Below are 23,550 nucleotides of genomic sequence, written 5' to 3' on the forward strand. Positions count from 1 at the left end.
AGTTGTTAACACGATATCCCATCTATCGCTTGTGTCGCGGTTCAGAGGATACACTTAATTTCTTACGCCCCTTGGCTCGGCGTCGAGCAAGGACCTTTCTCCCGTTGGCTGACGCCATACGCTCACGGAATCCGTGTTTGTTTCTTCTCTTTCTTTTAGAAGGCTGAAATGTTCTTTTCATGTTGACAAATTTTCCGCGGGAGCGGTTAGGCCTGGATGGGCTATCAATTTTCCGGGGGCAAATATACAAAGAGTTTTATCTCCGAACAATATCGATTCGGCATTTTTTTATTTAGATTTTCTTAATTTTGCCGAACCCTTTTCAATAGGGGCTTTTCCCGGTGATCTCGGGGAGGAAATCCCTGAAATAATACAGTTAATTCTCCGGAGCCCTGACCGGCAGAGGAAATAAATAGATATAACGCTAATGTTCCATAAATACATAAAAATTGCACTGGCAGCCCTGATCATTGGATACGCTGGCTATCAATTCGCAGAAGGCGAAATTGGTAATGGTATTGCCCTAGTCCTGTTATCGCTGATCTTTGTTTTCCTGTATTTCCGCAACGAAATTATCCTATTGGCCTTCCTGCGCATGCGCAAACAGGATATGGAAGGAACTGAGAAGTGGTTGGGACGCATCCGCAACCCGGAAGCCGCCCTGACTCAGAAGCAACAGGGTTATTACAATTACCTGTATGGGATTATCTACTCCCAGAAAAACCTCACCCAGGCCGAGAAATATTTCAAGAAGGCGATTAAGCTGGGGTTAAATATGGATTATGACCTGGCTATGGCCAAATTAAGCCTGGCGGGGATTGCCATGCAGAAACGACGCAAGCGGGAAGCCACTACCCTATTGGCCGAAGCCAAGAAACTCGACAAAAACAGCATGCTTACCGAACAGATTCGGATGATGCAGCAGCAGATGAAGAAAATCTAGAGTAAGGGAGCCACCAGGCGTGTAACCGACTCTTTAAGTTTTCGGGTTATTCCACGAGCCTCCCACCTTTCGAGATCTACAAGCTCCGCTTCCTCGATATCCTCCAAGAAAACCTCTTTGACCTCTTTGGCTTTGGACTGCCCGTACAGTAAGGCATTGACTTCAAAATTAATCGAAAAGCTCCTATAGTCCAGATTGGCTGTCCCGACACTGGCCAACACATCGTCTACGGCCATAGTTTTGGAATGCACAAAGCCTTTTTTGTAGCGGTATATTTTTACACCAGCTTCGATTAATTCCTCAATGAACGAGTCGGTGGCATACTGTGCTACCCAGGAGTCGGACTTATACGGGATAAGGATCCGGACATCCACCCCACATCGGGCCGCCGTACTCAGGGCCGTTTTCATGGCGGAATTCGGGATAAAATAGGGGGTAGTAATGTATACGTATTCATGCGCGTTATTTATGGCCATGAATAGTGCTTCCATAATATTTGCCCAATCGGAATCCGGACCACTGCTAGCGATCTGGATTGCAACAGGGTCTTTGCTGGAACTCGGCTTGTTCGGAAATAGATCGGCATCTTCCGGAGGCCTCTCACCCGAAACAAATTCCCAGCTCAGTAAAAATATCGCTTGAAGAGAACCAGCAGCCGGTCCTTCCAGTCGCAGGTGGGTATCCCGCCAATACCGAGAATTCCCAATCGAGTTATCGTATTCGTCTTTGATGTTAATACCGCCCACAAAACCTACCTGACCATCGATAACCACAATCTTTCGGTGATCCCTGTAATTGAATTTACTGGTAAAGCGCGTAAATACGACAGGCATAAATGGATGGTGTTCTATTCCGGAATCATCAAGGCGCTTCTTGGTCTTACGGCTTAGCGAACTACCTACAGAATCGTAAATCAATCGAACGGCGACCCCTTGTTCGGCTTTTTCGCAGAGTATATTGAGAATCGAGATACCGGTGACGTCGTCACGTAGTACAAAATATTCTATGTGAATATGGCGCTCAGCCTTTTTCAGATCCTCTTTGAGGCATTTGAATTTAGCTTCACCATCCTGCAAGATATCGACCTGGTTTTCGAAGGTAAGAATGGAACGCTCATTGAATTCCAGAAGTTCGTGTAGTTTTACTATCCAGGGCGCATTGTCGCGGGCGAAGGCTGCGACCTTTGCATCGTCTTCTCGAAATTTTTTTCGCCAGGATTTCAGGCGCTTGTTATCGTGAAGGTACTTGCGGGTAAAAATCTTGTCTTTCCGGTAGTCCATCCCGAAAAGATAATATACCAACAACCCTATAAAAGGGAGCGTAGCCAGGGCGAAAATATACGCCATGGTCTTTGAGGGGTTTCGATTCTTAAGGAGAACAACCACCGAGAGGATTACTACAAAGATGTAATTCCCCAGTAGAAGAAATTTCCAGAGTTGGCTGTTAAACCAATCAGCCATCAGGGTCCTGTTCGGTAGTAGCCTTTCAGAGGTATGGAAATCTGGTAAACCTTTCCTGAAGCGTTATTCAAATGAGGCTCTCTGAGCCAAGGATTGTGCCGCTTGAGAATTTTATAGGTGATTTCGTACTGCTTGGCAAACTCAGCGAAATCCGCAACCGGGGTATTCACTTCTACCTGGAAGGTGGGCACGTTGGAATACATGTCGTCTTGCTCCAGGATGAAGCCATATTTTTCAGGAGCTGAGAGGATTTCCTTGATCGCCATGATGCGGAAAACATAGCGACCTGTTTCCTGACCGAGCAGCAGATCGTAATAATCATCTACCTGTTGAATACCCATGTATTTATCAATGGAACCCGTTCCGGCATTGTAAGCCGCCGCTGCCAGGGTCCAGCTACCGTACTTTTCCTTGTAGCGCTTTAAATAGCGACAGGCGACTTCTGTAGCCTTTTCCAGGTGATAGCGCTCATCGACATTGCTATTAACTTCGAGGCCATATTCTCTTCCGGTGGCGCGCATGATTTGCCAGAAACCGGTAGCTCCTGCCGGCGATACTACATTTTGCAGTCCACTTTCGGCCACGGCCAAATACTTGAAATCATCGGGTACACCATTCTTAGCGAGGATCGGTTCGATTACCGGAAAATACTTGTTGGCCCGCTTCATCAGCAAAACCGCATTGGATTGCCAGTACGTATTTACCAGGAATTCCCGGTCAATGCGTTCCATGATCTCGGGATCGTCCTGGGGAACCGCTTCACCCGCGAAATTCAGATCCTCGGGGATATCGATAGCGGTAATCTGATACTTGGGACTAACACGAGTATCCGTTGCCGGATCAGTGGCCTCCTGGGTTTGTATATTCGGCGTTGCCTCCTGTTGAAGGGCAAAGATCAATGTACTTAAGACAAAACAGATGCCCACTATCATCAGGGCGTTTTTCAGGACTCGCATGGTGCTGGTTTAAAGAGTTTTCCTACCCAAAGGTATAAAATAGTCCCTCACGGACTTAAAATAGAACTTCAATCTTCCAAAATAATTGCAGGTAATCGTTCATTAAACCATCTGGCCCGATGAATGATCATGGTGTGTGTACCCCCTGGAACGGTCTGGCAGGCACCGATGTGCGTGATCGGGAAGACGACATCTTTGTCCCCGTGAAGGTGTATTAGACCCGGCAGGGGTGTTTCGCGTTTCCAGTGAATTGCCTGGTTAATGGCCCAGTTCAGGTATTTTTTCTCGCGCACGGCCAAATACTTCTCGTATAGTTTCAACCGCTTTTTGACGCGCCCTCCCATCGTATACCGGGCAAGCACTTCTACGTTGCTCAATAAACCCGTAGGCAGCGCATGGTGAATTCCTGTGCGTCTTGCCCATACCATCCTACTGGGCATTTCCGAGCGACATTTTATACTGGAAATGATAATGGTTTTCGCAGGATTGAGGAATTCGGCCATTTCCTGAACGAGCATACCCCCAAAAGAAACACCTATGAGAACGGGTTGTTCATGGCGCACCTTTTCACTCATTTTGCGGGCATATTGCTGCAAATCCATGCCCGGTTCTGGTATAAACCATTCCAGGTGAGTAATTTCGAATCGGGATTCCGGTAATTTTAGGTGTTCAAAGATTTCCGGACTGGCTGCCAGACCCGGCATTAGATATACCCCGATTTTATCCCTTGCATTTCTACGCTCCATCAATTCAAAACACGCTAAATCTTAGGATTTTAGCAATTTTTTTTTTAATTTTGTTAACTCTCGGGATATGAAATTTTTTATCGCAAATATTATATCCCTCATCGAAATTACGCTCCGTGAAACGGCGTAATTTTTTTGTCTGGAAACCAAATTAAAACTAATCATATGAGCGAACTGGCCATTAAGGACAATAGCTTTCTCCGTCAATTTGAAACCCGAGTAGACGGGCAATTGGCAAAAATTGAATATTCTTCCCAGGAACGAAAAGTTTTCCTGACCAAATTAGTAATCCCTGAAAGTATCAGTCAGGAAGGGTTCCGCGAGTCCTTTATCAAGGCCGTTTTGAATCACCTTCAAGACCAAAATCTGCGTGTGGTTCCAACTAGCCCGCAGATCGCAGGATTCCTAAGGAAGAATCGCCAGTATAAGGAAATGCTGCCGGTAGGCATTCGCATCTGATCCTGCCACGGCGCCAAGAGAAAACGCTATAAGAAAATGAAATCCGGCCAGAGTGCCGGATTTTTTTATTCCCCGAAACTTGTGGCTATTCTCCGGAGAATTCCGGAACCAGTGTAGTAACAAATTCCCCACGAACCAACCCGCTAGCATCGATTTCCTTCAATCGAACCTTGCGAAGCTGGCCAACTAATGCAGGATCCCAGGGCATTTGCACTTTGACGTAATTCGCTGTGAATCCATGGATGTACCCTTTTTTGTTTTCACCTTCAAAAAGCACGTCGAATTCTTCTTCCAATTGGGATTGATAGAACGCCCTGCGTTTTTTAACCGATAAACTGCGAAGCATTTTACTGCGCTTGGCACGATCCTCCTGGGAGACTACCCCATCCATGGACGCAGCCGGAGTATTGGGCCGTTCGCTATAGGTAAATACATGGAGGTAGTTAATATCCAGTGCATGCAGGAATTCGTAGGTTTCCATGAAATGGGATTCGGATTCCCCGGGGAATCCGACGATAACGTCGACTCCTATACACGCCTCGGGCATATATTTTCGGATAAGCCGGACTTTTTCGCTGTACAATTCGCGCAGGTATCTTCTGCGCATCTTTTTCAAGATATCGTTGCTCCCGCTTTGCAGTGGAATGTGGAAATGCGGCACAAAATGCCGGCTTTCGGCAACACATTGGATAATTTCCTCGAGGAGCAAATTGGGCTCGATAGAAGAAATGCGCAACCGCTCCAGACCCGGCACTTCATCCAGGGCACGTACCAAGTCCAGAAAGGTATGTTCGTGGCGCTTGTTGCCAAACTCGCCTTTTCCATAGTCCCCGATATTGACACCGGTCAAAACAATTTCACGGATACCCTGCTCTGAAATCTCACGGGCATTTTTAAGGACATTCTCCAGGGTGTCGCTGCGGGAGATCCCTCGGGCCAATGGGATGGTACAGTAGGTGCATTTGTAATCACAACCATCCTGCACTTTCAGGAAGGCTCGGGTCCTGTCGCCTATGGCATAACTACTAACATAAAAATCCGCAGCTTCTATCTCACAGCTGTGTACCTGGCCCTGATCTTCTTTGTCCAGGGAGTCGAGGTATTTGGTGAGGTTAAATTTTTCAGTGGCTCCCAGAACCAAATCAACCCCGGGGATTGCGGCGATTTCCTCCGGTTTGAGTTGTGCGTAACAGCCGACCACGGCGATATACCCTTCGGGATTTGCCCGTTGTGCCTGACGAACCGCATAGCGGCAGCTTTTATCTGCATTATCTGTAACCGAACAGGTGTTGATCACATATAAGTCAGCAGCTTCCGGAAAACCCACTTTCTCAAATCCCTCGGCCTGGAGGTTCCTGGCGATCGTGGAGGTTTCCGCGAAATTGAGTTTGCAACCCAGGGTATGAAAAGCAACGGTTCTGGACATGTCTCCTGCGCAATTTTCAGGGCACAAAGATACGATCTTTAATACTTACGCCACTTTCGGGTTTGCTCAAAGACTTCCTGCAGGATTTCTGCGTCCGCCGCTGTAAATTCGACGTTTCTGCGGGCCATCATGACTTCGGCGGCTTCAAAGGCCCGGGCTGGTTTATACTCACTGAAACCAGAAGCTCCGCCCCAACTAAAACTGGGAACAAAATTCCGGGGGAATCCGGGAACATAAATATTGCAATTTACCCCGATTACCGTCCCGGTATTGAACATGGTATTGATAGCCGTTTTACTGTGGTCCCCCATCATGAGACCACAAAATTGCAATCCGGTATGGTCAAAACCTTCAGTATCATAATTCCACAACCGAACTTTGGCGTAGTTATTCTTGAGGTTGGAGTTGTTGGAATCGGCACCGATATTGCACCATTCCCCCAGGACCGCATTACCCAGATACCCGTCGTGCCCTTTGCTGGAATAGCCAAAAATTACCGAGTTATTGACCTCTCCGCAAATTTTACCGTAAGGCCCGATAGTGGTTGGACCATAAATTTTGGCTCCCATTTTCACCACGCCATGATCGCAAAGCGCAAAACCTCCTCGAATCATATTTCCTTCCATGACCAGGGAGTTCCTTCCCAGATAAATGGGACCCTCGGTGGCGTTTAGGATGCTGTGTTCTACTTCAGCCCCATCCTCGAGAAAAATGCGGTCAGGTTTAATCAGGCGGTTGGTCACTGAAATAGGTTGGGATTGGCGACCAGCGGTCAACAAATCAAAATCCGCTTCCAAAGCAGCACCGTTTTTACTGAATATGTCCCAGGTGTTTCGGACCTGGAAACAACCCCCCGTGAATTCGACGCGTTTCAGGGAAGCTGCCGACTCAAAGGTTTCCGGGTTTTCAACCCTGCAGGCGAGTAATAAGTCGTCTTTCCAAAGCGCTTCTCCTCGTTCCAGTTTTTTAATAGCGGCTACCAGATCGCCATCAGGCAGTACAGAGCCATGTATGACAACATTGTCTGCTCCTGAAGCCGTTGGAAATTTACCACGGAGGTAAGATTCGGTCCAGGTGCTGGTCTCAGCAGACAGCCAATGGTTCCACTTTTCGCGGATAGTCAGGATTCCAATGCGAATTTCTGCAACCGGGCGTGTAAATGTGAATGGAAGCAAGGCTGTCCTCCGATCCCCATCGTGAAGGATGTACTGCATGAAAAGCTTTTTTACAAAATTAGAAAAAGCGCGGAAAGGCCTCGTTCAGCTGATCGGGTAAATCCGGATTGGGTCGAAAAAAGCAAAAAAAAAGCAGTCCGGGAAGGACTGCTCTCTATAATCTTCGCACGCGGCGATTTATTTCTTCTTCTCGAACTTCTTGTACTTGTTCTTGAATTTGTCGATACGTCCTGCGGTATCGATCAACTTAGATTTACCGGTGTAAAAAGGATGGGAAGTGCGGGAAATTTCCAGTTTTACCAGCGGGTATTCCACGCCATCCACCTCCAGGGTCTCCTTAGTCTCCGCAGTGGATTTCGTAATAAAAACATCGTCATTGGACATGTCCTTAAAGGCGACCAAGCGATAATTGTCGGGGTGAATATCTTTTCTCATCGTATTCTAAGTATTGTAAAGGTCTGAATTTTCAGGCTGCAAATCTAAGCATTTTTATTTGGAATTCAATGCGGTGTCCGGCAATTTTAAAAATCATTTTTGTAATTTTCTTTCTCATAAACTGCTCATGGATGTAACAAAGTACGTCTTATGTTTACTAATGGGCAGGTATAACCATCTAAACGATTAATAAAATGGAAGAAATCCAACCGAAAACTGGAAAGTATGCAATGAAATTTGGCCTGATCATGGGCGGAATTGGCGTGGTATTAAGCCTGATGATGTATCTACAGGACGCACATACCCAGCCCAACTCAGCAATTCAATTGGTCAGCTTGGCAATATCTATCGCCGTTGTGATCTGGGCACTTATTAGCTTTCGTAAGGCCAACGGCGGGCTGCTCAGTATCTCTCAGGCATTAAAAATTGGAGCGGGAATGGGAGCCGTAGCGGGCGTGGTTACGGTACTTTATACCCTATTACTGGCGAATGTCCTCGATCCGGACTACGCCATGACCGTTACCCAGGCAAGAATAGCCGAAGCTGCCGCTGAAAACAATTTAACCCCTGAAATGGTTCAACAACAAACCGAAATGGGTGTTAAATTCTTTTGGATTGGCTATCCTGTTATCCTGATCGTTTCTACCCTGATCGGTCTGGTTACCGGCCTGATCGGTGGCCTTATTCTCAAAAAATCAGTGGAGGAATAGCCCCGATTTCAATTTAACAGTTACGAACAAGCACCCGGATTCCCTGGAGAATTTCCGGGTGCTATTTTTTTGCAATAGTCTATATTTGGTTCGGAGAAGGTCCTGGCTGCTTCAGCCGGGAGAATCATAACCCGCCAAACGACCATGTTGTTATCCATTATTATCCCTTTACTTAACGAAGACGAGTCGCTGGAGGAATTACACGGCTGGATTCAAAAAGTGATGCAACAGAACGGGTATTCGTATGAAATCCTGTTTATAGACGATGGCAGTACCGATAACAGCTGGCAGGTGATTGAGAGACTCGCCGCTGCGAATCCTTCGGTAAGAGGAATTAAATTCCTGAAAAACTTCGGTAAATCACAAGCCTTACACGCAGGATTTAAAGCTGCTCAAGGCGAAGTGGTCATAACCATGGATGCAGATTTGCAGGATAATCCGGAGGAAATCCCGGAACTTCTTGCCATGATCCGTGAAGAAGGATATGATCTGGTTTCCGGATGGAAAAAGAAGCGGTACGACTCTGTACTTATGAAAAACCTTCCTTCCAAACTCTTTAATTGGGCGGCCCGAAAGACTTCCGGTGTAAAGCTCCACGATTTTAATTGTGGGTTAAAAGCTTTCGACCATCGCGTAATCAAACAGATAGAGGTGAGCGGTGAAATGCATCGCTATATCCCTGTACTTGCCAAAAACGCAGGTTACGGCAAAATCGGTGAAAAAGTTGTGCAGCACCAGGCGCGAAAATTCGGTAAAACCAAATTTGGCGCAGATCGTTTCATAAACGGTTTCCTGGATTTGATTACTATCTGGTTTGTCTCCAAGTTCGGGAAGCGACCCATGCACCTCTTCGGGGCCTTAGGCGTACTGATGTTCGTCATCGGGTTCGGCTTTGCACTCTATCTGGGAATCGACAAGCTCTTTATCAATAAAACCGGACGGTTACTTACCGACCGGCCCCAATTCTTCATCGCCCTTACGGCCATGCTAATTGGCACCCAGTTTTTTATGACAGGATTCCTGGGGGAAATGATCCTCCGCAGTAAACGGGACACCGAACGCTACACGATCAGTGAGCGACTAAACATGTGACCTGGTATTTCGAAGTCTGAGATTTCGGATTTGGAATTTGGGATTTCTACCGCTTTAAGGTAAAATGTCCCCGGAACTCCCGCCCATCGGCAAAACGCAAGTGATACCAGTAATCTGCAGGAGGCATCGGGTTCCCAGAGCGATTTCCATCCCAGGAGGGATTTGAAGGATTCAGGACCTGGACAAGATTTCCATAACGATCGAAAATGGTAAGGCTGTAAGATTCAAAATATTCGGCATATTCCATTTGCCAAACTTCGTTATGGGCGTCCCCGTTTGGAGTAAAGAAGGTCGGCAAACCGCTCACAACAACCTCCTGGCTATCTTCAGAACACGGACCGCGAACCACGAGTTCATAAACCCCTGGAATTATTCCATTGAAAAAGGCATTCCCCTGAAAGGTACGTCCGCCATCCAGGGAATACTCCAAATCTTCGTCTCGGCCGGAGGTCAGTACATTAATCGTATTGTTCGCCTTAAAGTCATCAATCACAACCTCATCGATGGTAAAGCCCTGAGCCTCGACAACGCGAAACTGCTGAAAACCGGTACACTCTAACAGCTGCATTTCGACGGAATAAACTCCTGGCTCGGTTACTTCCCGCAATCGCTCTGTACTTCCGTCCTCCCAAAGGTATTCCTCAAAAACGTCCGAGGCCTCCAGGATGGCGCTTTCCCCGCAAATTTCAACCTCTTCGATGCCATCAAAAACCGGAGGCTCCACAAAAATGACTTCGACCTTACCTATTTGCCCGCAACTCCCGGCTTCGTCTATTCTGAACCACGTTTCTCTCGGTGCATCCGGAAGATATACCACCTGGAACTTGAACAGGGGAAGTCTTCGCAATAAGGCGTCCTCCTGAGTTTCGAATAAAGCCAGAGCACCGTCTTCCTCAACCTGTGCCCGGACATGAGCTTCAAGACCTTCCCGACGAACACTCACCAGGCCGTCCTCTTCGGTTACCTCACACAGGATAAGGGGTTCGATCTCCAGCGTATCCATAAAGTTGGTGGAAAGGACTACCGATACAATGACGAAACACTCCGGGTTATCAAAAACCCGGGCAAAAATTACCTGATCCGGCGTGGAGTTGGTATACCCACGCGATGTAATTTGATTCTCATTGGCCAGGGCATCGGCAAAGCTTTCAAAAAAGAAGGCGGTAACATCAGGGTCTCCCCCATCGAGCAGGGGAATTGCATCCGACAGATCAAAAAGGGTAATCCCATCGTCTACCCCGTCTACATCGCATTGGGTAAGCACAACACTGGCAGGGGGTTGTGGTACATCCACGATATCGACAAATTCTACAAAATCCCGCTGGCTCCCATTGACATAGTTAACCGTATACGCCACTTCGAAGACTCCCGGTGCGGTAAATGTGTGGTTGGGTTCCAGTTGGGTGGTAGTATTCGCACCACCACTGGCCGGATCTCCAAAATTCCAGTTGATCGTCTGAATTCCATTGGCATTTTCGAGTCGGAATTCCGTAGGCTGCCCGTAACAGAATTGTTCAATGATTACCTCTGTGTCGAAATAGGACTGCATATAAGGAGGCAAACCGTAGGTAGCGAGGCGTCCACCCAAATCCACATGAAATTCCCTGAAATCACAATCAACACCGGCGACATTGGGTCTTCGGATTACCGACAGGCTACCGCCCGGATAAGAGTGATATATCCTACGGTTAACGGCCAATTGAATGCTTCCGGAAACTACTCCGGGCACCTTGCGGTCGTAACGATGCACCAGGTATTCAGAATCCTCGATATAAGAAGCCCCGAGGTCCCACTGCGTGATATCAACCGTGTTCTGCCCACCCTGAAGGCCCGAGGCCGTGGCTTCCAGAATCCCGCCGGTGGCATATAATTTGGAGGAATCCGGGGAAAACTCTACCCCGTAATATACGCGCTCATCGCCCAGGGCGACCGCATTGCTGACCACGCCGGTATCCGCATTGAAATCGTAGAGATAGAGGTGACTCTCAAAACGGGGATTGCGGACAGCATGGGCAATTGCAAGCTTTTCTCCGTTAGGGGATATCTTAGCACATCCGCGAAAATTGTCGGGGTTCGAGATGGAGGGTCCTACAATAGATACTACCGGATTGGGATCGAGGCCTGCAGCTGTCAGTTTCCAGGCGTAAAAGCGATCCACCCGATGCGTAACCACCCAATAAAAGTCCGGCACGAAATTCCAGATTGCTGAAACATTTTCCGAGGCCCGGTCCAATAGCGTGATGTTTTTTTGAACAACAGCCCCACGGCCGCCCGAAAGACTCATATCAATCACCGAATAGTTGAAACCAAGGGGACCTGCACCTTGCAGGCCATTGTCATAGGCCAGGGCATCGTCGGGTGTAAATATGTAGTAGATGTCTTCGGTTCCGGGTAAAGGCACTACCATGGCTGCCTGCGCCCCGGAAGGGCTACTGGCCAGGTTGGTTCCATTAGTCATTACCTCATTAAACCGGTTCCAGATAGTTAAACCATCGGTATAGAAGAGCAGGTTACCCGCTTCATCGGAGTAGCTGTCGCAACCTTCCGCCGTGCTGACCAATCCGTTGAATAAGAGTTGGGGATCTCCCGCACGAAAATCCAGTCCGGCTTCATCCCCAAAATACCAAATAGCAGCTTCTAACTGCGCCTGTACCCGGGAGACTACCGAAAACAAGAATACAACCGATAAAAGTCCGGAAATTCTTTTCATAGCGTTCTGGCGAACGTTAAATATACTTAAATACAAATCAAAGGCATAATGGCAGCGATCAATTGCAGCTATCGACAGATGAGTGGTTGACGGCTATTTGTATTTCTGCATTACCTTTGGTAAAAAATAATCCGATGGAACAATTTCCGGAGATACTGCAGAACGCGAAATCATGGTTAACTGATTTCTTTGACCCAGCTGTTAAACAGGAAATTCAAGAGCTAATTGAGAAGGATCCGGAATCCTTGCAAGACCGCTTTTACAAGAATCTCGAATTCGGGACTGGGGGCATGCGTGGGATCATGGGTACCGGAACAAACCGGATCAACAAATATACCCTGGGAAAAAGTACTCAGGGGCTGAGCAACTACCTGAAGCAGACCTACGGCCCGGATGGTCTCAAGGTGGTTATTGCCTATGATTGCCGCAATAACAGCCAATCCCTGGCAAGGGTTGTAGCAGAGGTTTTTTCGGCCAATGGAATCCAGGTATACTTATTCTCAGAGCTTCGCACTACTCCCGAACTGAGCTTCGCGGTTCGGTATTTGAATTGTCATGCCGGGGTGGTACTTACCGCATCACACAATCCACCCGAATACAATGGATATAAGGTATACTGGACCGATGGCGGCCAGATCGTGCCTCCTCAGGATGGTGAAATCATTGCCGCTATCGATAAATTGAGCTTTGAGGAAATCGCATTTGAGCCTCGAGAAGAGCTTATCCATATTATCGACAAGGAAGTCGACGAGCCGTTTATCAATGCTTCGGTTGCGAACGGGAGTATCGGAGCCCGGGGCAGGGATCAGTTTTCCATAGTGTTTACCCCGCTCCACGGCACCTCCATTACTGCTATTCCTGAAGTGCTCAAAAGGGCTGGGTATTCCCAGGTAACGATTATCGAAGAGCAGGCCGAACCCGATGGAAACTTTCCTACGGTAGTCTCTCCAAACCCTGAAGAACAGGAAGCCCTGGACCTTGCCATTAAAAAAGGAGAAGCGATTGGGGCAGATATGGTAGTAGGAACTGACCCCGATAGCGACAGGTTAGGTATTGCCGTGCGCAACGGAGAAGGTAAACTGGAAATTCTGAACGGAAACCAGACGATGATCCTCATGACTCGGTTTTTGCTGGATAAACGAAAAGCAACCGGATTTAAGGGGGATGAATTCGTGGCCTCTACCATCGTGTCTACTCCGATGATGTCCGTTATGGCGGCCGACTACGGCGTGGATTGCAAAACCTCCCTTACCGGATTCAAGTGGATCGCCAAAATGATCGAAGACTATCCTGATCAGGACTTTCTGGGGGGCGGAGAGGAGAGCTATGGTTTTATGGTCGGCGAGTTCGTGCGCGACAAGGACGCTGTTACCTCTACCCTGCTCGCCTGTGAAATTGCAGCCGAGGCCAAAGCAGCAGGAAGTAGTTTTTACCAGGAACTGCTCAAGTGTTACGTAGATTTTGGTTGTTACCGGGAACGTCTTGTTTCCCTGACCAAAAAAGGGATGGACGGGGCAAAAGAAATCCGGGAAATGATGGTGAAATTCCGGGAGAATCCGCCAGCCAGCCTAGATGGTTCGCCCGTGGTCCGGGTTGAGGATTACAGCACTGCCGTGGCTACCGATCCCCGGGATGGTAGTTCCGAAGCCATTGACCTGCCCAAATCCAACGTGCTGATTTTTATTACTGAAGATGGGTCTCGCCTGGCAGCACGACCGAGCGGAACTGAACCCAAGATCAAATTCTATATAAGCGTCAATGCTCCTTTGGATTCTGTATCGGATTACGCTGGTGTTGCCGGTGGGCTCGATGCAAAAATCGACCGAATCCTGGCCGAACTTACTCTGGATTAATGCACTATTTTCGGAAAATCCTGCGCTTTGCAAAACCGTATCAGCGGTATGGGGCGCTGAATATCTTCTTTAATGTCCTCTATGCACTGTTTAGTGCCCTGTCCTTTGTGGCGCTTATCCCTATGCTGGAGGTGCTTTTTGAGCAGACCGAACCCATTACAGAAGCTCCGGTGTATACGGGGATAGGCGAGCTGGAGAGTTACATCAAGGATTCCCTCTATTTTAAGATGGGGGCCGTGGCCGCAGACGACAAAATGCAAGCCCTCCTGTGGGTAATCGGGCTGGTGCTGGTACTTTTTCTCCTGAAAAACATCTTTAATTACCTGGCCATGTATTTCATCACCTTCTTGCGCAATGGCGTGCTGAAGGATCTGAGAAATGCCCTTTACGATAAAATTGTTTCCCTCCCCATTTCCTTTTACTCTGAGAAACGAAAAGGGGACGTTATTGCCCGGATTACCTCAGATGTCCTGGAAATACAACATTCCTTCCTCTCTATCCTGGAGTTAATAGTAAGGGAACCCCTGACCATTTTGTTTACAATCGGAGCCATGTTCCTGATCAGCGTTAAACTGACCCTGTTCGTTTTCATATTCATTCCACTTGCCGGCTTCCTGATTTCTAGGATCGGTAAATCGTTGAAGCGAAAATCGGATCGGGTGCAAAAGGAACAGGGAGCTTTCCTGTCTATAGTGGAGGAAACACTGGGCGGTCTTAAGGTAATTAAAGCATTCAATGCCGAAAGTATCTTCAGTAAGGAATTTACCCATTCCACTTCGCGATTTTTCCGCTTTTCAAACAGCCTGCTCAATCGCCAGAACCTGGCTTCCCCTGTCGGGGAATTTCTGGGTATCCTCGTCATCGGGGTTTTGCTTTGGTTTGGAGGTAAAATGGTACTGGAAGATGGCACCCTCGAAGCCTCTTCCTTTATAGCATATATGGGGTTGGCCTATAATATTCTCACTCCTGCCAAGGCAATATCCAAGGCCTCCTACGGCGTTAAGAAAGGGAATGCCGCTGCCGAACGGGTGCTGGAAGTCCTGGAAACGGAGAATACCATTGCAGATCCTGAAAACGGAGCAACCCCTGCCGAATTTCAAACCGAATTAAGCCTGAATAATGTAAGCTTTGCCTATGAGGAGCAGGCAGTTCTCCGGAATTTTAACCTCAGCGTTAAGAAAGGGCAAACCGTTGCCCTGGTAGGTCAGTCCGGAAGTGGGAAAAGCACCATTGCCAATTTGGTAACCCGGTTTTACGATGTTAGCGATGGCAGTATTACCATTGATGGCACGGATATCCGAAATATCAGAAAACCAGCCCTGAGATCGCTTATGGGACTGGTCACGCAGGATTCCATCCTCTTTAATGATACCGTCCGGAACAACATATTATTGAGTAAGCCAGAAGCGTCGCAAGAAGAAGTAGAAGCAGCAGCGCGAATCGCTAACGCCCATGACTTTATCGCCGCTTTACCCGAGGTTTACGACACCAATATCGGAGATAGCGGGAACAAGCTCAGCGGTGGGCAGAAACAACGACTTTCCATTGCACGGGCTGTTCTGAAAAATCCACCGATTATGATCCTCGATGAGGCTACTTCTGCCCTGGACACTGAAAGTGAGCGCCTGGTACAACAAGCGCTGGAAAACATGATGAAGGGACGCACTTCGCTGGTAATAGCACATCGCTTGAGTACCATTCAGAATGCCGATCAGATCGTTGTCCTCGATCGAGGTGAAATTGTGGAATCGGGTAGCCATAAAGAACTCATGGCAGCGAAAGGGGCTTACTACAAGCTGGTTGGCCTTCAACAAATCGGTTAATTTGATCCGGCCGCAAGGTCCCGGATTAAACCTTGTGTGTATTCTGAAGTCTTAAGTACAGATCCTAATGGGAACGGAGACCGAATTCATAGCACGGCTTCAAAGCGATTCTACGCGAGAATTGGCTTTTAAGGAACTGGTAGCAACCTATCAGGAGCGCCTGTATTGGCATGTGCGAAGAATTGTCCTGGTCCATGCCGATGCAGACGACGTCCTCCAGAATACCTTTATTAAAATATACCGGAACATCGGTAAATTCAATGAACAGAGTAAACTGTATTCCTGGATGTACCGAATAGCTACGAATGAAGCCCTGAGTTTTTTGAAAACTGAAACCAGGATGCGCAAACTAAAGGATGAGGAGCAGCAATCCTATCTGGCTGGAAAATTGGCCGCTGACCCTTATTTTGATGGGGATCAGGCACAATTATTATTACAACAGGCTATTGCTGGACTTCCCGAAAAACAGCGGTTGGTTTTTAACATGAAGTATTACCAGCAGCTCAAATACAAGGATATGGCAGATATCCTGGAGACCTCGGAAGGAGCTCTGAAGGCTTCCTACCATTTGGCAAGTAAAAAGATTGAAGAGTATATTAAAGGCGTAAATGCTTAAAAATCACAGCTTGGGATTAAACCTTTTGTGCGGGCAGACGTCTAAAGATAAAAGACCTAACGTAATTTAATAAATGAAGCAACATTCCAGGGACGGATTTAAGACACCTGATAAGTATTTCGAAAACTTTCAGGAACAACTCGGAAAGCGCCTTAACGCTGAGGATTCCGACGGTTTTTCCGTGCCTGAAGGCTTTTTCGAAAGTTTCGGGGAGAAACTGGAGCAGCGACTCACAGAAAGTCCTGGAAAGGTTCGAAAGCTAAGGCCGCAATTGCTGGCCTGGAGTGGTGCTGTTGCTGCAGCCATTATCCTTTTTGTGGTTTTACAGCCCGGCTCGAATTACGCATCCCCTACCTTCTCGGATCTCGCAGATGCGGAAATCGAGAATTATCTGGAAGTGGGCTATGAGGATTTGAGCGCCTATGAATGGGCAGAAAATTTCCCGCCGGAAAGTTTAAGCGCGGAAGATTTGATCGAGGTCGAGCCTGCAGAGGAGCAGTTATTGGATTATCTGGATCAGGATCCGGATGCCCTGGAAGAATTATTTAAGGACACGGACAATGAGTAAGCAACTTATTACTGTTATAACGATACTATTTTGTGCCTTTGGTTCAATACAGGCACAACAATCCAGCGAAAAGATTAAAGCGCTGAAGATTGCCTTTTTCACAGAGCGAATCGGTCTGAGTTCCGAGGAAGCCGAAATCTTCTGGCCCCTCTATAACGATTATCAAGAGCGTCGCCAGCAGCTCATGCAGCAGGAAAAACGCGACGTAAGGGATAAGATCGGTGCAGGAGGATACTCAGAATCCCAGGCCAATACCATACTGAAACGGTACCTAGAACTGGAGGAACAGCAGGAGGAACTGGACAAGACTTTTTATCAGACCCTGAGCGAACGGATGTCGGCAACCAAGGTGCTCAAACTCTTCCAGGCCGAGCATGAATTCCGCAGGCGAATGCTACGAGAGTATCGCAACCGACGTGGACAAAACGGCGGACATCCTATTCCTTAGTCATAATTATTTACGGAATACAAGCCGGGAAACCCTGCCGCGACCTGACGCGTAGGCTATGGAGTCATTAATAAATCGGATGCTGTAATAGGAGCTCTCCGATAGGGCCTTCCAGTTAAGACCCCCATCTCCAGAATAGCTTATCCCTGTAAATCCCACAGCTACCAAATCCGATCCCCCGGCCCCCGGAATATACTGGACACAACTCTTGTATCCGGGCGCATTGCCATCGGCTACGACTTCCCAGGTCTTACCACTATCAGAAGTTCGCATCTTGTTGTTGGTATTTCCTTCGGGTTGTGTATAATCACCGCCAATGGCATATCCGTATTTCCCTTCGTAAAAATCCATGCTATAAAGTCCCTGAGTGGCCACTTCAGGAGCAATAGGGCTTTGGAGAACCGACCAGTTCTGGCCGCGATCCGGGCTATAGAGAATTCGGCCTTTTGTGGTAATTATCCAGGCTTCGTCCTCCCAGATCTCGATATTGGTGTCACTTGCCGCGAAGGCCCCTTCGCCTGGCAAGGCCACGGGTAGCGCTGTGCAAGGAATTTTCCCCCAGCTAGTTCCGCCATCTGTGGTTCGCAGTAGCGTCAGACAGTCTCCCTGTGCGTCCCCGAAAGCAATCCCCTCTTTGTCGTTCCAAAAGGCCAGGGCGTCGTAAAATACTTCCGGGCCCGATTCTGAGTAGACCAACTCCATATTGCCGGAATTTCCAGTTTTGTACAACAGGGCCGGATCGCCCGCCGACAACATGAAAAAGTCAGATGCTGTATGGGCAAGGGCGCGAAATTCAGGGTACAAGCTATCCTGTTGTTGCCTACCGACACGTACCTGGCCATCCGCGAGTGAAATGGTTCCAAAAGTTCCTGCACTTCCTGCAAAGGCTACAGCCCCCGGCATAATTTCTAATGCCCTCACCGAAACGGAGTCTTCCCATAAAACGGTTTCAGCCACCTGGGTATAGGCATGACTTTCCTGCTCCTGGCCACAGCTAAACAGGCTAATGGCCACCACCATTGTCAGGATTGGAAGGGTTACTATATCGCTGTTCTTACGTTTTTGCATCATACATATATTTCCACTTGCTGGAAAGATAAGGGAATTAAAGGCAAAGCAATACCTTTGCCGACTATGCGATTACATCGAAATTTAGTTGAAGCCGTAGTCCAGGGATTGGAGCTGATCTTTTCAAAGGACACCTATGCCGATAAAGCCATAGAGCGTTTGTTGAAGAGCAATAAACGCTGGGGCAGTCGTGATCGGGGATTTATAGCCGAAACCTGCTATGAAATCGTTCGCTACAAGCGGCTTTACACGGAAATTGCAGGTGTGGGACAACGAATGACTAACCGGCAGGACGGGTTCAGAATCTTTGCAGTATGGGCCGTTCTCAGGGGAATTTCGCTCCCTGATTGGCCTGAGTTTAAAGGCACCCCGGAGCGCAGAATTAAAGGTCGTTTTGATGCCTTGCAAAAAGAACGCGTTTATCGCGAATCCATCCCGGACTGGCTCGACCAAATAGGATTGGAAGGCCTTGGCGAGACGCTTTGGGAGGCAGAGCTCAGCGCCCTGAACCAAGTGGCACCGGTAGTAATCCGAACCAATACGCTTAAGACTAACCCGAAGCTACTCCAGGCCACTCTTACTGAAGAGGGCTTTGAAACCGATCCCATAAAAGGGCAACCAGAAGCCCTGGTTCTCCGCAAGCGTGGCAATCTGTTTAAGACAAAATCATTTTCTGAAGGCTGGTTCGAAGTACAGGACGCTTCTTCTCAGCGGGTAGCTCCCCTATTGGATGTTGGCGCGGGAATGCGCGTATTGGACTGTTGTGCCGGCGCAGGAGGAAAGACCCTGCATCTGGCGGCGCTCATGGAAAATAAAGGACGTATCCTGGCCACCGACATCTACCCGGGAAAATTAAACGAACTAAAAAAACGTGCCCGCAGGGCCGGTGCCTTCTGTATTGAAGCCCGGGCCGTCAAGGGACCATCGGACCTGAAACGCCAGAAGGGTAAATTTGATCGCATACTGATCGATGCCCCGTGCAGTGGACTCGGGGTTTTACGCCGCAACCCCGATACGAAATGGAAATTGAGGCCTGACCAAATCGAAACCCTTGTTCAAACGCAGCGGGAAATCTTGTCCGGATACAGTCGCTTACTTAGTCCTGGCGGGAAATTGGTATATGCCACCTGTTCCATCCTTCCCCAGGAAAATCGACAGCAAGTAGATTGGTTTCTCGATACCGAGGCTGGGGCAGCGTTTAAGCTGGTAAAGGATGAAAAAATATTTGCTTCAGCCTCCGGATTTGACGGATTCTATCTGGCGCTTCTTGAAAGAAAATGATACCTTTACGCCGCGATTCAAACCCTGTTCGATCGCGCTTTGAAAACATAAAGGCCAACTGCCCATGATCCTCTTTTTCGGAGACCCTCAGACCAAGATTTACGCCTTACAAACCAACAACACCCCGAGCGCTGCCGACCTCGAAAAACTAAGCTGGCTTTTTGGGAATCTTCCACTTTTGGAATCGGCGTCTGTAGACGCCTTTTTTGTTGGTCCCCGGGCTGCAATGGTAACCCCCTGGAGTACGAACGCTACGGAAATCACCCAGAATATGGGGATTTCAGGAATATTGCGTATCGAAGTTTACGATCGGGTTTCAGAAGGTTTCCAGGACTTTGATCCCATGCTTCGCCAAAAATTCAATGGGCTGGATCAGGACATTTTCCGAATTGATCACGAGCCGGAAGCCATTCGGGACATTACCAATATTGGCGCATATAACCAGGAGGAAGGGCTCGCCCTCAGCGAGGAAGAAGTCCACTACCTGGAATCATTGAGCGAACGTCTGGGCCGGCCGCTGACCGATTCCGAAGTCTTCGGGTTTAGCCAGGTAAACTCAGAGCATTGCCGCCATAAGATTTTCAACGGGACTTTCGTTATCGACCATCTGGAGATGCCGGAATCCTTATTCGGGTTGATAAAGAAAACATCCCGGCAAAATCCAAATGACATTGTTTCGGCCTACAAGGACAATGTGGCCTTTATCAAGGGCCCGCAAGCTATCCAGTTTGCACCAAAAACGGCCGATAAGCCGGACTTCTATGAGGAAAAACCATTCGAGTCGGTACTTTCCCTGAAAGCGGAAACCCACAATTTTCCAACCACTGTAGAACCGTTTAATGGTGCAGCGACGGGCTCCGGGGGAGAAATCCGGGATCGGCTTGCAGGAGGAAAAGGAGCATTGCCCCTGGCCGGTACTGCTGTTTACATGACGGCCTATTCCCGATTGGAACAGGATCGCCCCTGGGAGAAATTCTCCCGGGAGCGCAATTGGCTTTACCAAACGCCCATGGATATCCTGATCAAGGCTTCCAACGGAGCTTCCGATTTCGGAAATAAGTTCGGGCAACCCCTGATCAGTGGATCCGTGCTCACTTTTGAGCACCAGGAAGGAGATCGATTCCTCGGCTTTGACAAAGTGATCATGCTCGCGGGAGGTATTGGGTATGGCAAAGCAGACCAAGCCTTAAAGGATACACCCTCAAAAGGGGACCGCATCCTCGTTATGGGTGGCGACAACTACCGTATCGGTATGGGGGGCGCTGCTGTGTCCAGTGCAGACACCGGGGAATTCAGCTCAGCGATAGAACTAAACGCCGTTCAGCGCTCCAATCCGGAGATGCAGAAACGTGCAGCCAATGCAATCCGCGGCCTGGTGGAAGGAGCCGAAAACCCCATCGTGTCTATTCACGATCACGGTGCGGGAGGCCACCTGAATTGCCTCTCAGAATTGGTGGAGGAAACGGGCGGGCGGATTGATCTCAATAAACTGCCGGTCGGGGATCCTACGCTTTCGGCTAAAGAGATTATCGGGAACGAATCCCAGGAACGCATGGGGCTTGTAATAGGCCCTGAAGACACCCACCTGCTACGGCGTATTGCCGATCGGGAGCGCGCTCCCCTCTACGATGTCGGGGAAGTGACCGGCGACCATCGCTTCACCTTTGCCCATGAGCAGCGATCTCCAATGGATCTTTCGCTGGCCGATATGTTTGGCAGCTCGCCCAAGACCATCATGTCCGACAAGCGAATCAATCGCCGTTATGAGGAAAAAGAATACCAGATTGAGCGCTTCCACGAGTATCTTGAACAGGTTCTCCAGTTGGAAGCCGTGGCCTGTAAGGACTGGCTTACCAATAAAGTAGACCGCTGCGTTGGTGGCAGGGTAGCTAAGCAACAATGTGCCGGACCCTTGCAACTACCCCTGAATAACTGTGGGGTAATGGCTCTGGACTTTAAAGGAAAAGAAGGCCTTGCTACTTCCATAGGCCACTCCCCGGTTTCCGCATTGATACATCCGGGTGCAGGTAGCCGCAACAGTATTGCCGAAGCCCTGACCAACCTGGTCTGGGCCCCTTTATCCAAGGGACTAAAGTCTGTCTCCCTTTCTGCCAACTGGATGTGGCCGTGTAATAACCCCGGCGAAGACGCCCGCCTGTACGATGCCGTTGAAGCCGCTTCAGAATTTGCAATTGCTCTGGGTATCAATATCCCAACCGGTAAGGATTCCCTGTCTATGAAGCAAAAGTATCCGGATGGTGATGTCCTGGCTCCCGGAACGGTTATCATCTCCGCCGCCGGGCATTGTGATGCCATCGGGGAAGTCGTTGAGCCTGTTTTTAAATCCGAGGGAGGCGAGCTCTTTTATGTTCCACTTTCGGCGAGTTCCTTTGAACTGGGGGGATCTTCATTTGCTCAGGTACTCGGCAGTATTGGGAGTAAAGCTCCGGACGTCAAGGACGCCGCTTACTTTGCCAAAGCTTTTGACACCCTGCAAGACCTTATCCGGGAAGGCCAAATTCTCGCAGGACATGATGTTGCCTCAGGAGGCCTGATTACGAGCTTACTCGAAGGCTGTTTTGCCACCCCGGGGATTGGGGCAAACCTCGACCTTACGTCCCTGGAAGAAGCAGATACGATTCGCTTGCTTTTCGCTGAAAATGCAGGGGTAATTCTTCAAGCGCGGGATGCCAAAGCGGCCCGCGAAATATTGGCATCCGAAATTGGGGCCGTGCGAATTGGCGATGTAGATGATTCGGGAACCATGCAAATCAAAAACTTCCGGCAGAGTATGCAATTGGATATCGCGGCTTTGCGCGATACCTGGTACCGCACTTCCTTCCTCCTGGATCAGAAGCAAACCGCAGGAGAGCTGGCCGCTGCCCGCTATGAAAACTATAAAAACCAGCCACTGCACTATGAATTTCCGAAAAAGTTCAGAGGCAAAATTTCGGAGCAGAGCAAGTCGCGTCCCAAGGCAGCCATTCTGAGGGAAAAGGGCAGTAACTCGGAGCGGGAAATGGCACACGCCATGTATTTAGCAGGATTCGATGTCAAAGATGTGCATATGACCGACCTGATCAGCGGGCGGGAAACCCTGGAGGACATTCGGTTTATCGGTGCTGTAGGTGGGTTTTCGAATTCAGATGTGCTGGGTAGTGCCAAAGGATGGGCCGGTGCTTTCAAATACAATGAAAAAGCCAATAAGGCCCTGAAGGATTTCTTTTCAAGACCCGATACCCTGTCCGTTGGAATCTGTAATGGCTGTCAGCTATTTATGGAACTGGAACTGATTCATCCCGACCACGAGGTGCACGGCAAAATGACGTATAACCATTCCGGAAAACACGAGAGTGCCTTTACCTCCGTTGTGGTAGGTCCTAACCGTTCGGTAATGCTTGAAAACCTCGAAGGAGCCCGCCTTGGCGTCTGGATCTCCCACGGGGAAGGTAAATTTGACCTACCCCATGAGGAAGACCAGTATCACATCGTTGCCAAATACGGATATGAAGGATATCCATCCAACCCCAATGGAAGTGATTACAACACCGCGATGTTATGCGATTCCAGCGGCCGGCATTTGGTGACCATGCCGCATATTGAACGCTCCATATTCCCCTGGAATTGGGCTTATTACCCCGAGGATCGCAAAGACGAAGTCAGTCCCTGGTTGCAGGCATTCATCAATGCCCGGGAGTGGGTAGAAAAAAATAGTTGATCGCGCCCAGTACCTGAGCGCCCGCTAAGCCATTTTAGAATACCGAAGCCTTTTCTTATTTTG

General features: G+C 48.7%; 20 protein-coding genes. 11 read left to right on the plus strand and 9 right to left on the minus strand.

The genetic code is table 11. The features are described from left to right. Nucleotides 1–22: 22 nt before the first annotated feature. The gene (gene rpmH, locus BM318_RS00235) at nucleotides 23–181 is read right to left on the minus strand and encodes a 50S ribosomal protein L34 (RefSeq protein WP_092979741.1); all 159 of its coding nucleotides are present in this window, start codon (nucleotides 179–181) and stop codon (nucleotides 23–25) included. Nucleotides 182–427: 246 nt separating this feature from the next. On the opposite strand from rpmH, the gene BM318_RS00240 reads away from it, so the two are divergent. Next, entirely contained in the window at nucleotides 428–943 is a 516-nt protein-coding gene (locus tag BM318_RS00240; RefSeq protein WP_092979743.1) for a hypothetical protein, read from the plus strand. Here BM318_RS00240 and cls read toward each other — a convergent pair. From cls to BM318_RS00255, 3 genes are all read right to left on the minus strand, one after another. Then, nucleotides 940–2,403 carry a cardiolipin synthase gene (gene cls, locus BM318_RS00245; protein ID WP_092979745.1) on the minus strand — a complete coding sequence of 488 codons (1,464 nt, stop codon included), beginning with the start codon at nucleotides 2,401–2,403 and terminating at the stop codon, nucleotides 940–942. The two genes, BM318_RS00240 and cls, sit on opposite strands and share 4 nt — an antisense overlap. Next, complete coding sequence (locus tag BM318_RS00250; RefSeq protein WP_092979747.1) at nucleotides 2,403–3,359, minus strand: lytic transglycosylase domain-containing protein; 957 nt, start codon at nucleotides 3,357–3,359, stop codon at nucleotides 2,403–2,405. The genes cls and BM318_RS00250 overlap by 1 nt, the downstream gene beginning before the upstream one ends. A gap of 68 nt (nucleotides 3,360–3,427) precedes the next feature. Continuing rightward, complete coding sequence (locus BM318_RS00255) at nucleotides 3,428–4,105, minus strand: alpha/beta hydrolase (RefSeq protein WP_245759694.1); 678 nt, start codon at nucleotides 4,103–4,105, stop codon at nucleotides 3,428–3,430. Nucleotides 4,106–4,270: 165 nt separating this feature from the next. Between BM318_RS00255 and BM318_RS00260 the strand changes: the two genes are divergently transcribed. Next, a complete protein-coding gene (locus BM318_RS00260) occupies nucleotides 4,271–4,564 on the plus strand; it encodes a GNAT family N-acetyltransferase (protein ID WP_092979749.1) in 294 nt (97 codons plus the stop codon). 85 nt (nucleotides 4,565–4,649) lie between these two features. Here BM318_RS00260 and mtaB read toward each other — a convergent pair whose 3' ends face one another. From mtaB to BM318_RS00275, 3 genes are all read right to left on the minus strand, one after another. Beyond that, a complete protein-coding gene (mtaB, locus tag BM318_RS00265; protein ID WP_092979751.1) occupies nucleotides 4,650–5,990 on the minus strand; it encodes a tRNA (N(6)-L-threonylcarbamoyladenosine(37)-C(2))-methylthiotransferase MtaB in 1,341 nt (446 codons plus the stop codon). A gap of 38 nt (nucleotides 5,991–6,028) precedes the next feature. Beyond that, entirely contained in the window at nucleotides 6,029–7,204 is a 1,176-nt protein-coding gene (locus BM318_RS00270; protein WP_092979755.1) for a GlmU family protein, read from the minus strand. A 138-nt stretch (nucleotides 7,205–7,342) separates the two neighbouring features. Next, nucleotides 7,343–7,600, minus strand: coding sequence for a type B 50S ribosomal protein L31 (locus BM318_RS00275; protein ID WP_092979757.1), 258 nt, complete (start codon nucleotides 7,598–7,600; stop codon nucleotides 7,343–7,345). Nucleotides 7,601–7,794: 194 nt separating this feature from the next. On the opposite strand from BM318_RS00275, the gene BM318_RS00280 reads away from it, so the two are divergent. Together BM318_RS00280 and BM318_RS00285 are read left to right on the plus strand one after the other, a co-directional pair. Then, complete coding sequence (locus BM318_RS00280; RefSeq protein WP_092979758.1) at nucleotides 7,795–8,310, plus strand: DUF4199 domain-containing protein; 516 nt, start codon at nucleotides 7,795–7,797, stop codon at nucleotides 8,308–8,310. 144 nt (nucleotides 8,311–8,454) lie between these two features. Then, nucleotides 8,455–9,402: a glycosyltransferase family 2 protein gene (locus tag BM318_RS00285; RefSeq protein ID WP_092979760.1), complete on the plus strand. Its 948-nt coding sequence runs from the start codon at nucleotides 8,455–8,457 to the stop codon at nucleotides 9,400–9,402. Nucleotides 9,403–9,448: 46 nt separating this feature from the next. Here the strand turns inward: BM318_RS00285 and BM318_RS00290 are convergent, their stop codons facing one another. Next, nucleotides 9,449–12,112, minus strand: a complete 2,664-nt coding sequence (locus tag BM318_RS00290) for a T9SS type B sorting domain-containing protein (protein WP_092979761.1) — start codon at nucleotides 12,110–12,112, stop codon at nucleotides 9,449–9,451. A gap of 134 nt (nucleotides 12,113–12,246) precedes the next feature. Between BM318_RS00290 and BM318_RS00295 the strand changes: the two genes are divergently transcribed. From BM318_RS00295 to BM318_RS00315, 5 genes are all read left to right on the plus strand, one after another. Further along, nucleotides 12,247–13,965, plus strand: a complete 1,719-nt coding sequence (locus tag BM318_RS00295; protein WP_092979762.1) for a phospho-sugar mutase — start codon at nucleotides 12,247–12,249, stop codon at nucleotides 13,963–13,965. Continuing rightward, entirely contained in the window at nucleotides 13,965–15,788 is a 1,824-nt protein-coding gene (locus BM318_RS00300; protein ID WP_092979764.1) for an ABC transporter ATP-binding protein, read from the plus strand. The genes BM318_RS00295 and BM318_RS00300 overlap by 1 nt, the downstream gene beginning before the upstream one ends. 67 nt (nucleotides 15,789–15,855) lie before the next feature. After that, a complete protein-coding gene (locus BM318_RS00305) occupies nucleotides 15,856–16,404 on the plus strand; it encodes an RNA polymerase sigma factor (protein WP_092979765.1) in 549 nt (182 codons plus the stop codon). Between the two features lie 73 nt (nucleotides 16,405–16,477). After that, nucleotides 16,478–16,972, plus strand: coding sequence for a hypothetical protein (locus BM318_RS00310; RefSeq protein WP_092979767.1), 495 nt, complete (start codon nucleotides 16,478–16,480; stop codon nucleotides 16,970–16,972). Further along, nucleotides 16,965–17,420 (plus strand): hypothetical protein, encoded by a 456-nt coding sequence (locus tag BM318_RS00315; RefSeq protein WP_092979769.1) that lies wholly within the window; start codon nucleotides 16,965–16,967, stop codon nucleotides 17,418–17,420. Before BM318_RS00310 ends, BM318_RS00315 begins: the two co-directional genes overlap by 8 nt. Nucleotides 17,421–17,426: 6 nt before the next feature. On the opposite strand, the gene BM318_RS00320 is transcribed toward BM318_RS00315, so the two are convergent. Continuing rightward, complete coding sequence (locus tag BM318_RS00320) at nucleotides 17,427–18,491, minus strand: WD40/YVTN/BNR-like repeat-containing protein (protein ID WP_245759695.1); 1,065 nt, start codon at nucleotides 18,489–18,491, stop codon at nucleotides 17,427–17,429. Between the two features lie 63 nt (nucleotides 18,492–18,554). Here BM318_RS00320 and BM318_RS00325 point away from each other — a divergent pair, with 63 nt between their 5' ends. Both BM318_RS00325 and purL read left to right on the plus strand, forming a co-directional pair. Next, nucleotides 18,555–19,769: an RsmB/NOP family class I SAM-dependent RNA methyltransferase gene (locus BM318_RS00325; protein ID WP_092979771.1), complete on the plus strand. Its 1,215-nt coding sequence runs from the start codon at nucleotides 18,555–18,557 to the stop codon at nucleotides 19,767–19,769. 64 nt (nucleotides 19,770–19,833) lie between these two features. Then, nucleotides 19,834–23,487, plus strand: a complete 3,654-nt coding sequence (gene purL, locus BM318_RS00330; RefSeq protein ID WP_092979773.1) for a phosphoribosylformylglycinamidine synthase — start codon at nucleotides 19,834–19,836, stop codon at nucleotides 23,485–23,487. The last annotated feature ends 63 nt before the right edge of the window (nucleotides 23,488–23,550 follow it).

Source organism: Robiginitalea myxolifaciens (genome assembly GCF_900115205.1).
GTDB lineage: Bacteria > Bacteroidota > Bacteroidia > Flavobacteriales > Flavobacteriaceae > Robiginitalea > Robiginitalea myxolifaciens.

What these genes read in the sequence shown, in the direction of transcription:
- rpmH (WP_092979741.1), bottom strand. Translation starts at nt 181, where the DNA reads ATGAAAAGAACATTTCAGCCTTCTAAAAGAAAGAGAAGAAACAAACAC.
- cls (WP_092979745.1), bottom strand. Translation starts at nt 2,403, where the DNA reads ATGGCTGATTGGTTTAACAGCCAACTCTGGAAATTTCTTCTACTGGGG.
- mtaB (WP_092979751.1), bottom strand. Translation starts at nt 5,990, where the DNA reads ATGTCCAGAACCGTTGCTTTTCATACCCTGGGTTGCAAACTCAATTTC.
- BM318_RS00275 (WP_092979757.1), bottom strand. Translation starts at nt 7,600, where the DNA reads ATGAGAAAAGATATTCACCCCGACAATTATCGCTTGGTCGCCTTTAAG.
- BM318_RS00290 (WP_092979761.1), bottom strand. Translation starts at nt 12,112, where the DNA reads ATGAAAAGAATTTCCGGACTTTTATCGGTTGTATTCTTGTTTTCGGTA.
- BM318_RS00285 (WP_092979760.1), top strand. Translation starts at nt 8,455, where the DNA reads ATGTTGTTATCCATTATTATCCCTTTACTTAACGAAGACGAGTCGCTG.
- purL (WP_092979773.1), top strand. Translation starts at nt 19,834, where the DNA reads ATGATCCTCTTTTTCGGAGACCCTCAGACCAAGATTTACGCCTTACAA.
- BM318_RS00250 (WP_092979747.1), bottom strand. Translation starts at nt 3,359, where the DNA reads ATGCGAGTCCTGAAAAACGCCCTGATGATAGTGGGCATCTGTTTTGTC.
- BM318_RS00320 (WP_245759695.1), bottom strand. Translation starts at nt 18,491, where the DNA reads ATGATGCAAAAACGTAAGAACAGCGATATAGTAACCCTTCCAATCCTG.
- BM318_RS00240 (WP_092979743.1), top strand. Translation starts at nt 428, where the DNA reads ATGTTCCATAAATACATAAAAATTGCACTGGCAGCCCTGATCATTGGA.
- BM318_RS00325 (WP_092979771.1), top strand. Translation starts at nt 18,555, where the DNA reads ATGCGATTACATCGAAATTTAGTTGAAGCCGTAGTCCAGGGATTGGAG.
- BM318_RS00305 (WP_092979765.1), top strand. Translation starts at nt 15,856, where the DNA reads ATGGGAACGGAGACCGAATTCATAGCACGGCTTCAAAGCGATTCTACG.
- BM318_RS00310 (WP_092979767.1), top strand. Translation starts at nt 16,478, where the DNA reads ATGAAGCAACATTCCAGGGACGGATTTAAGACACCTGATAAGTATTTC.
- BM318_RS00260 (WP_092979749.1), top strand. Translation starts at nt 4,271, where the DNA reads ATGAGCGAACTGGCCATTAAGGACAATAGCTTTCTCCGTCAATTTGAA.
- BM318_RS00280 (WP_092979758.1), top strand. Translation starts at nt 7,795, where the DNA reads ATGGAAGAAATCCAACCGAAAACTGGAAAGTATGCAATGAAATTTGGC.
- BM318_RS00315 (WP_092979769.1), top strand. Translation starts at nt 16,965, where the DNA reads ATGAGTAAGCAACTTATTACTGTTATAACGATACTATTTTGTGCCTTT.
- BM318_RS00295 (WP_092979762.1), top strand. Translation starts at nt 12,247, where the DNA reads ATGGAACAATTTCCGGAGATACTGCAGAACGCGAAATCATGGTTAACT.
- BM318_RS00270 (WP_092979755.1), bottom strand. Translation starts at nt 7,204, where the DNA reads ATGCAGTACATCCTTCACGATGGGGATCGGAGGACAGCCTTGCTTCCA.
- BM318_RS00255 (WP_245759694.1), bottom strand. Translation starts at nt 4,105, where the DNA reads ATGGAGCGTAGAAATGCAAGGGATAAAATCGGGGTATATCTAATGCCG.
- BM318_RS00300 (WP_092979764.1), top strand. Translation starts at nt 13,965, where the DNA reads ATGCACTATTTTCGGAAAATCCTGCGCTTTGCAAAACCGTATCAGCGG.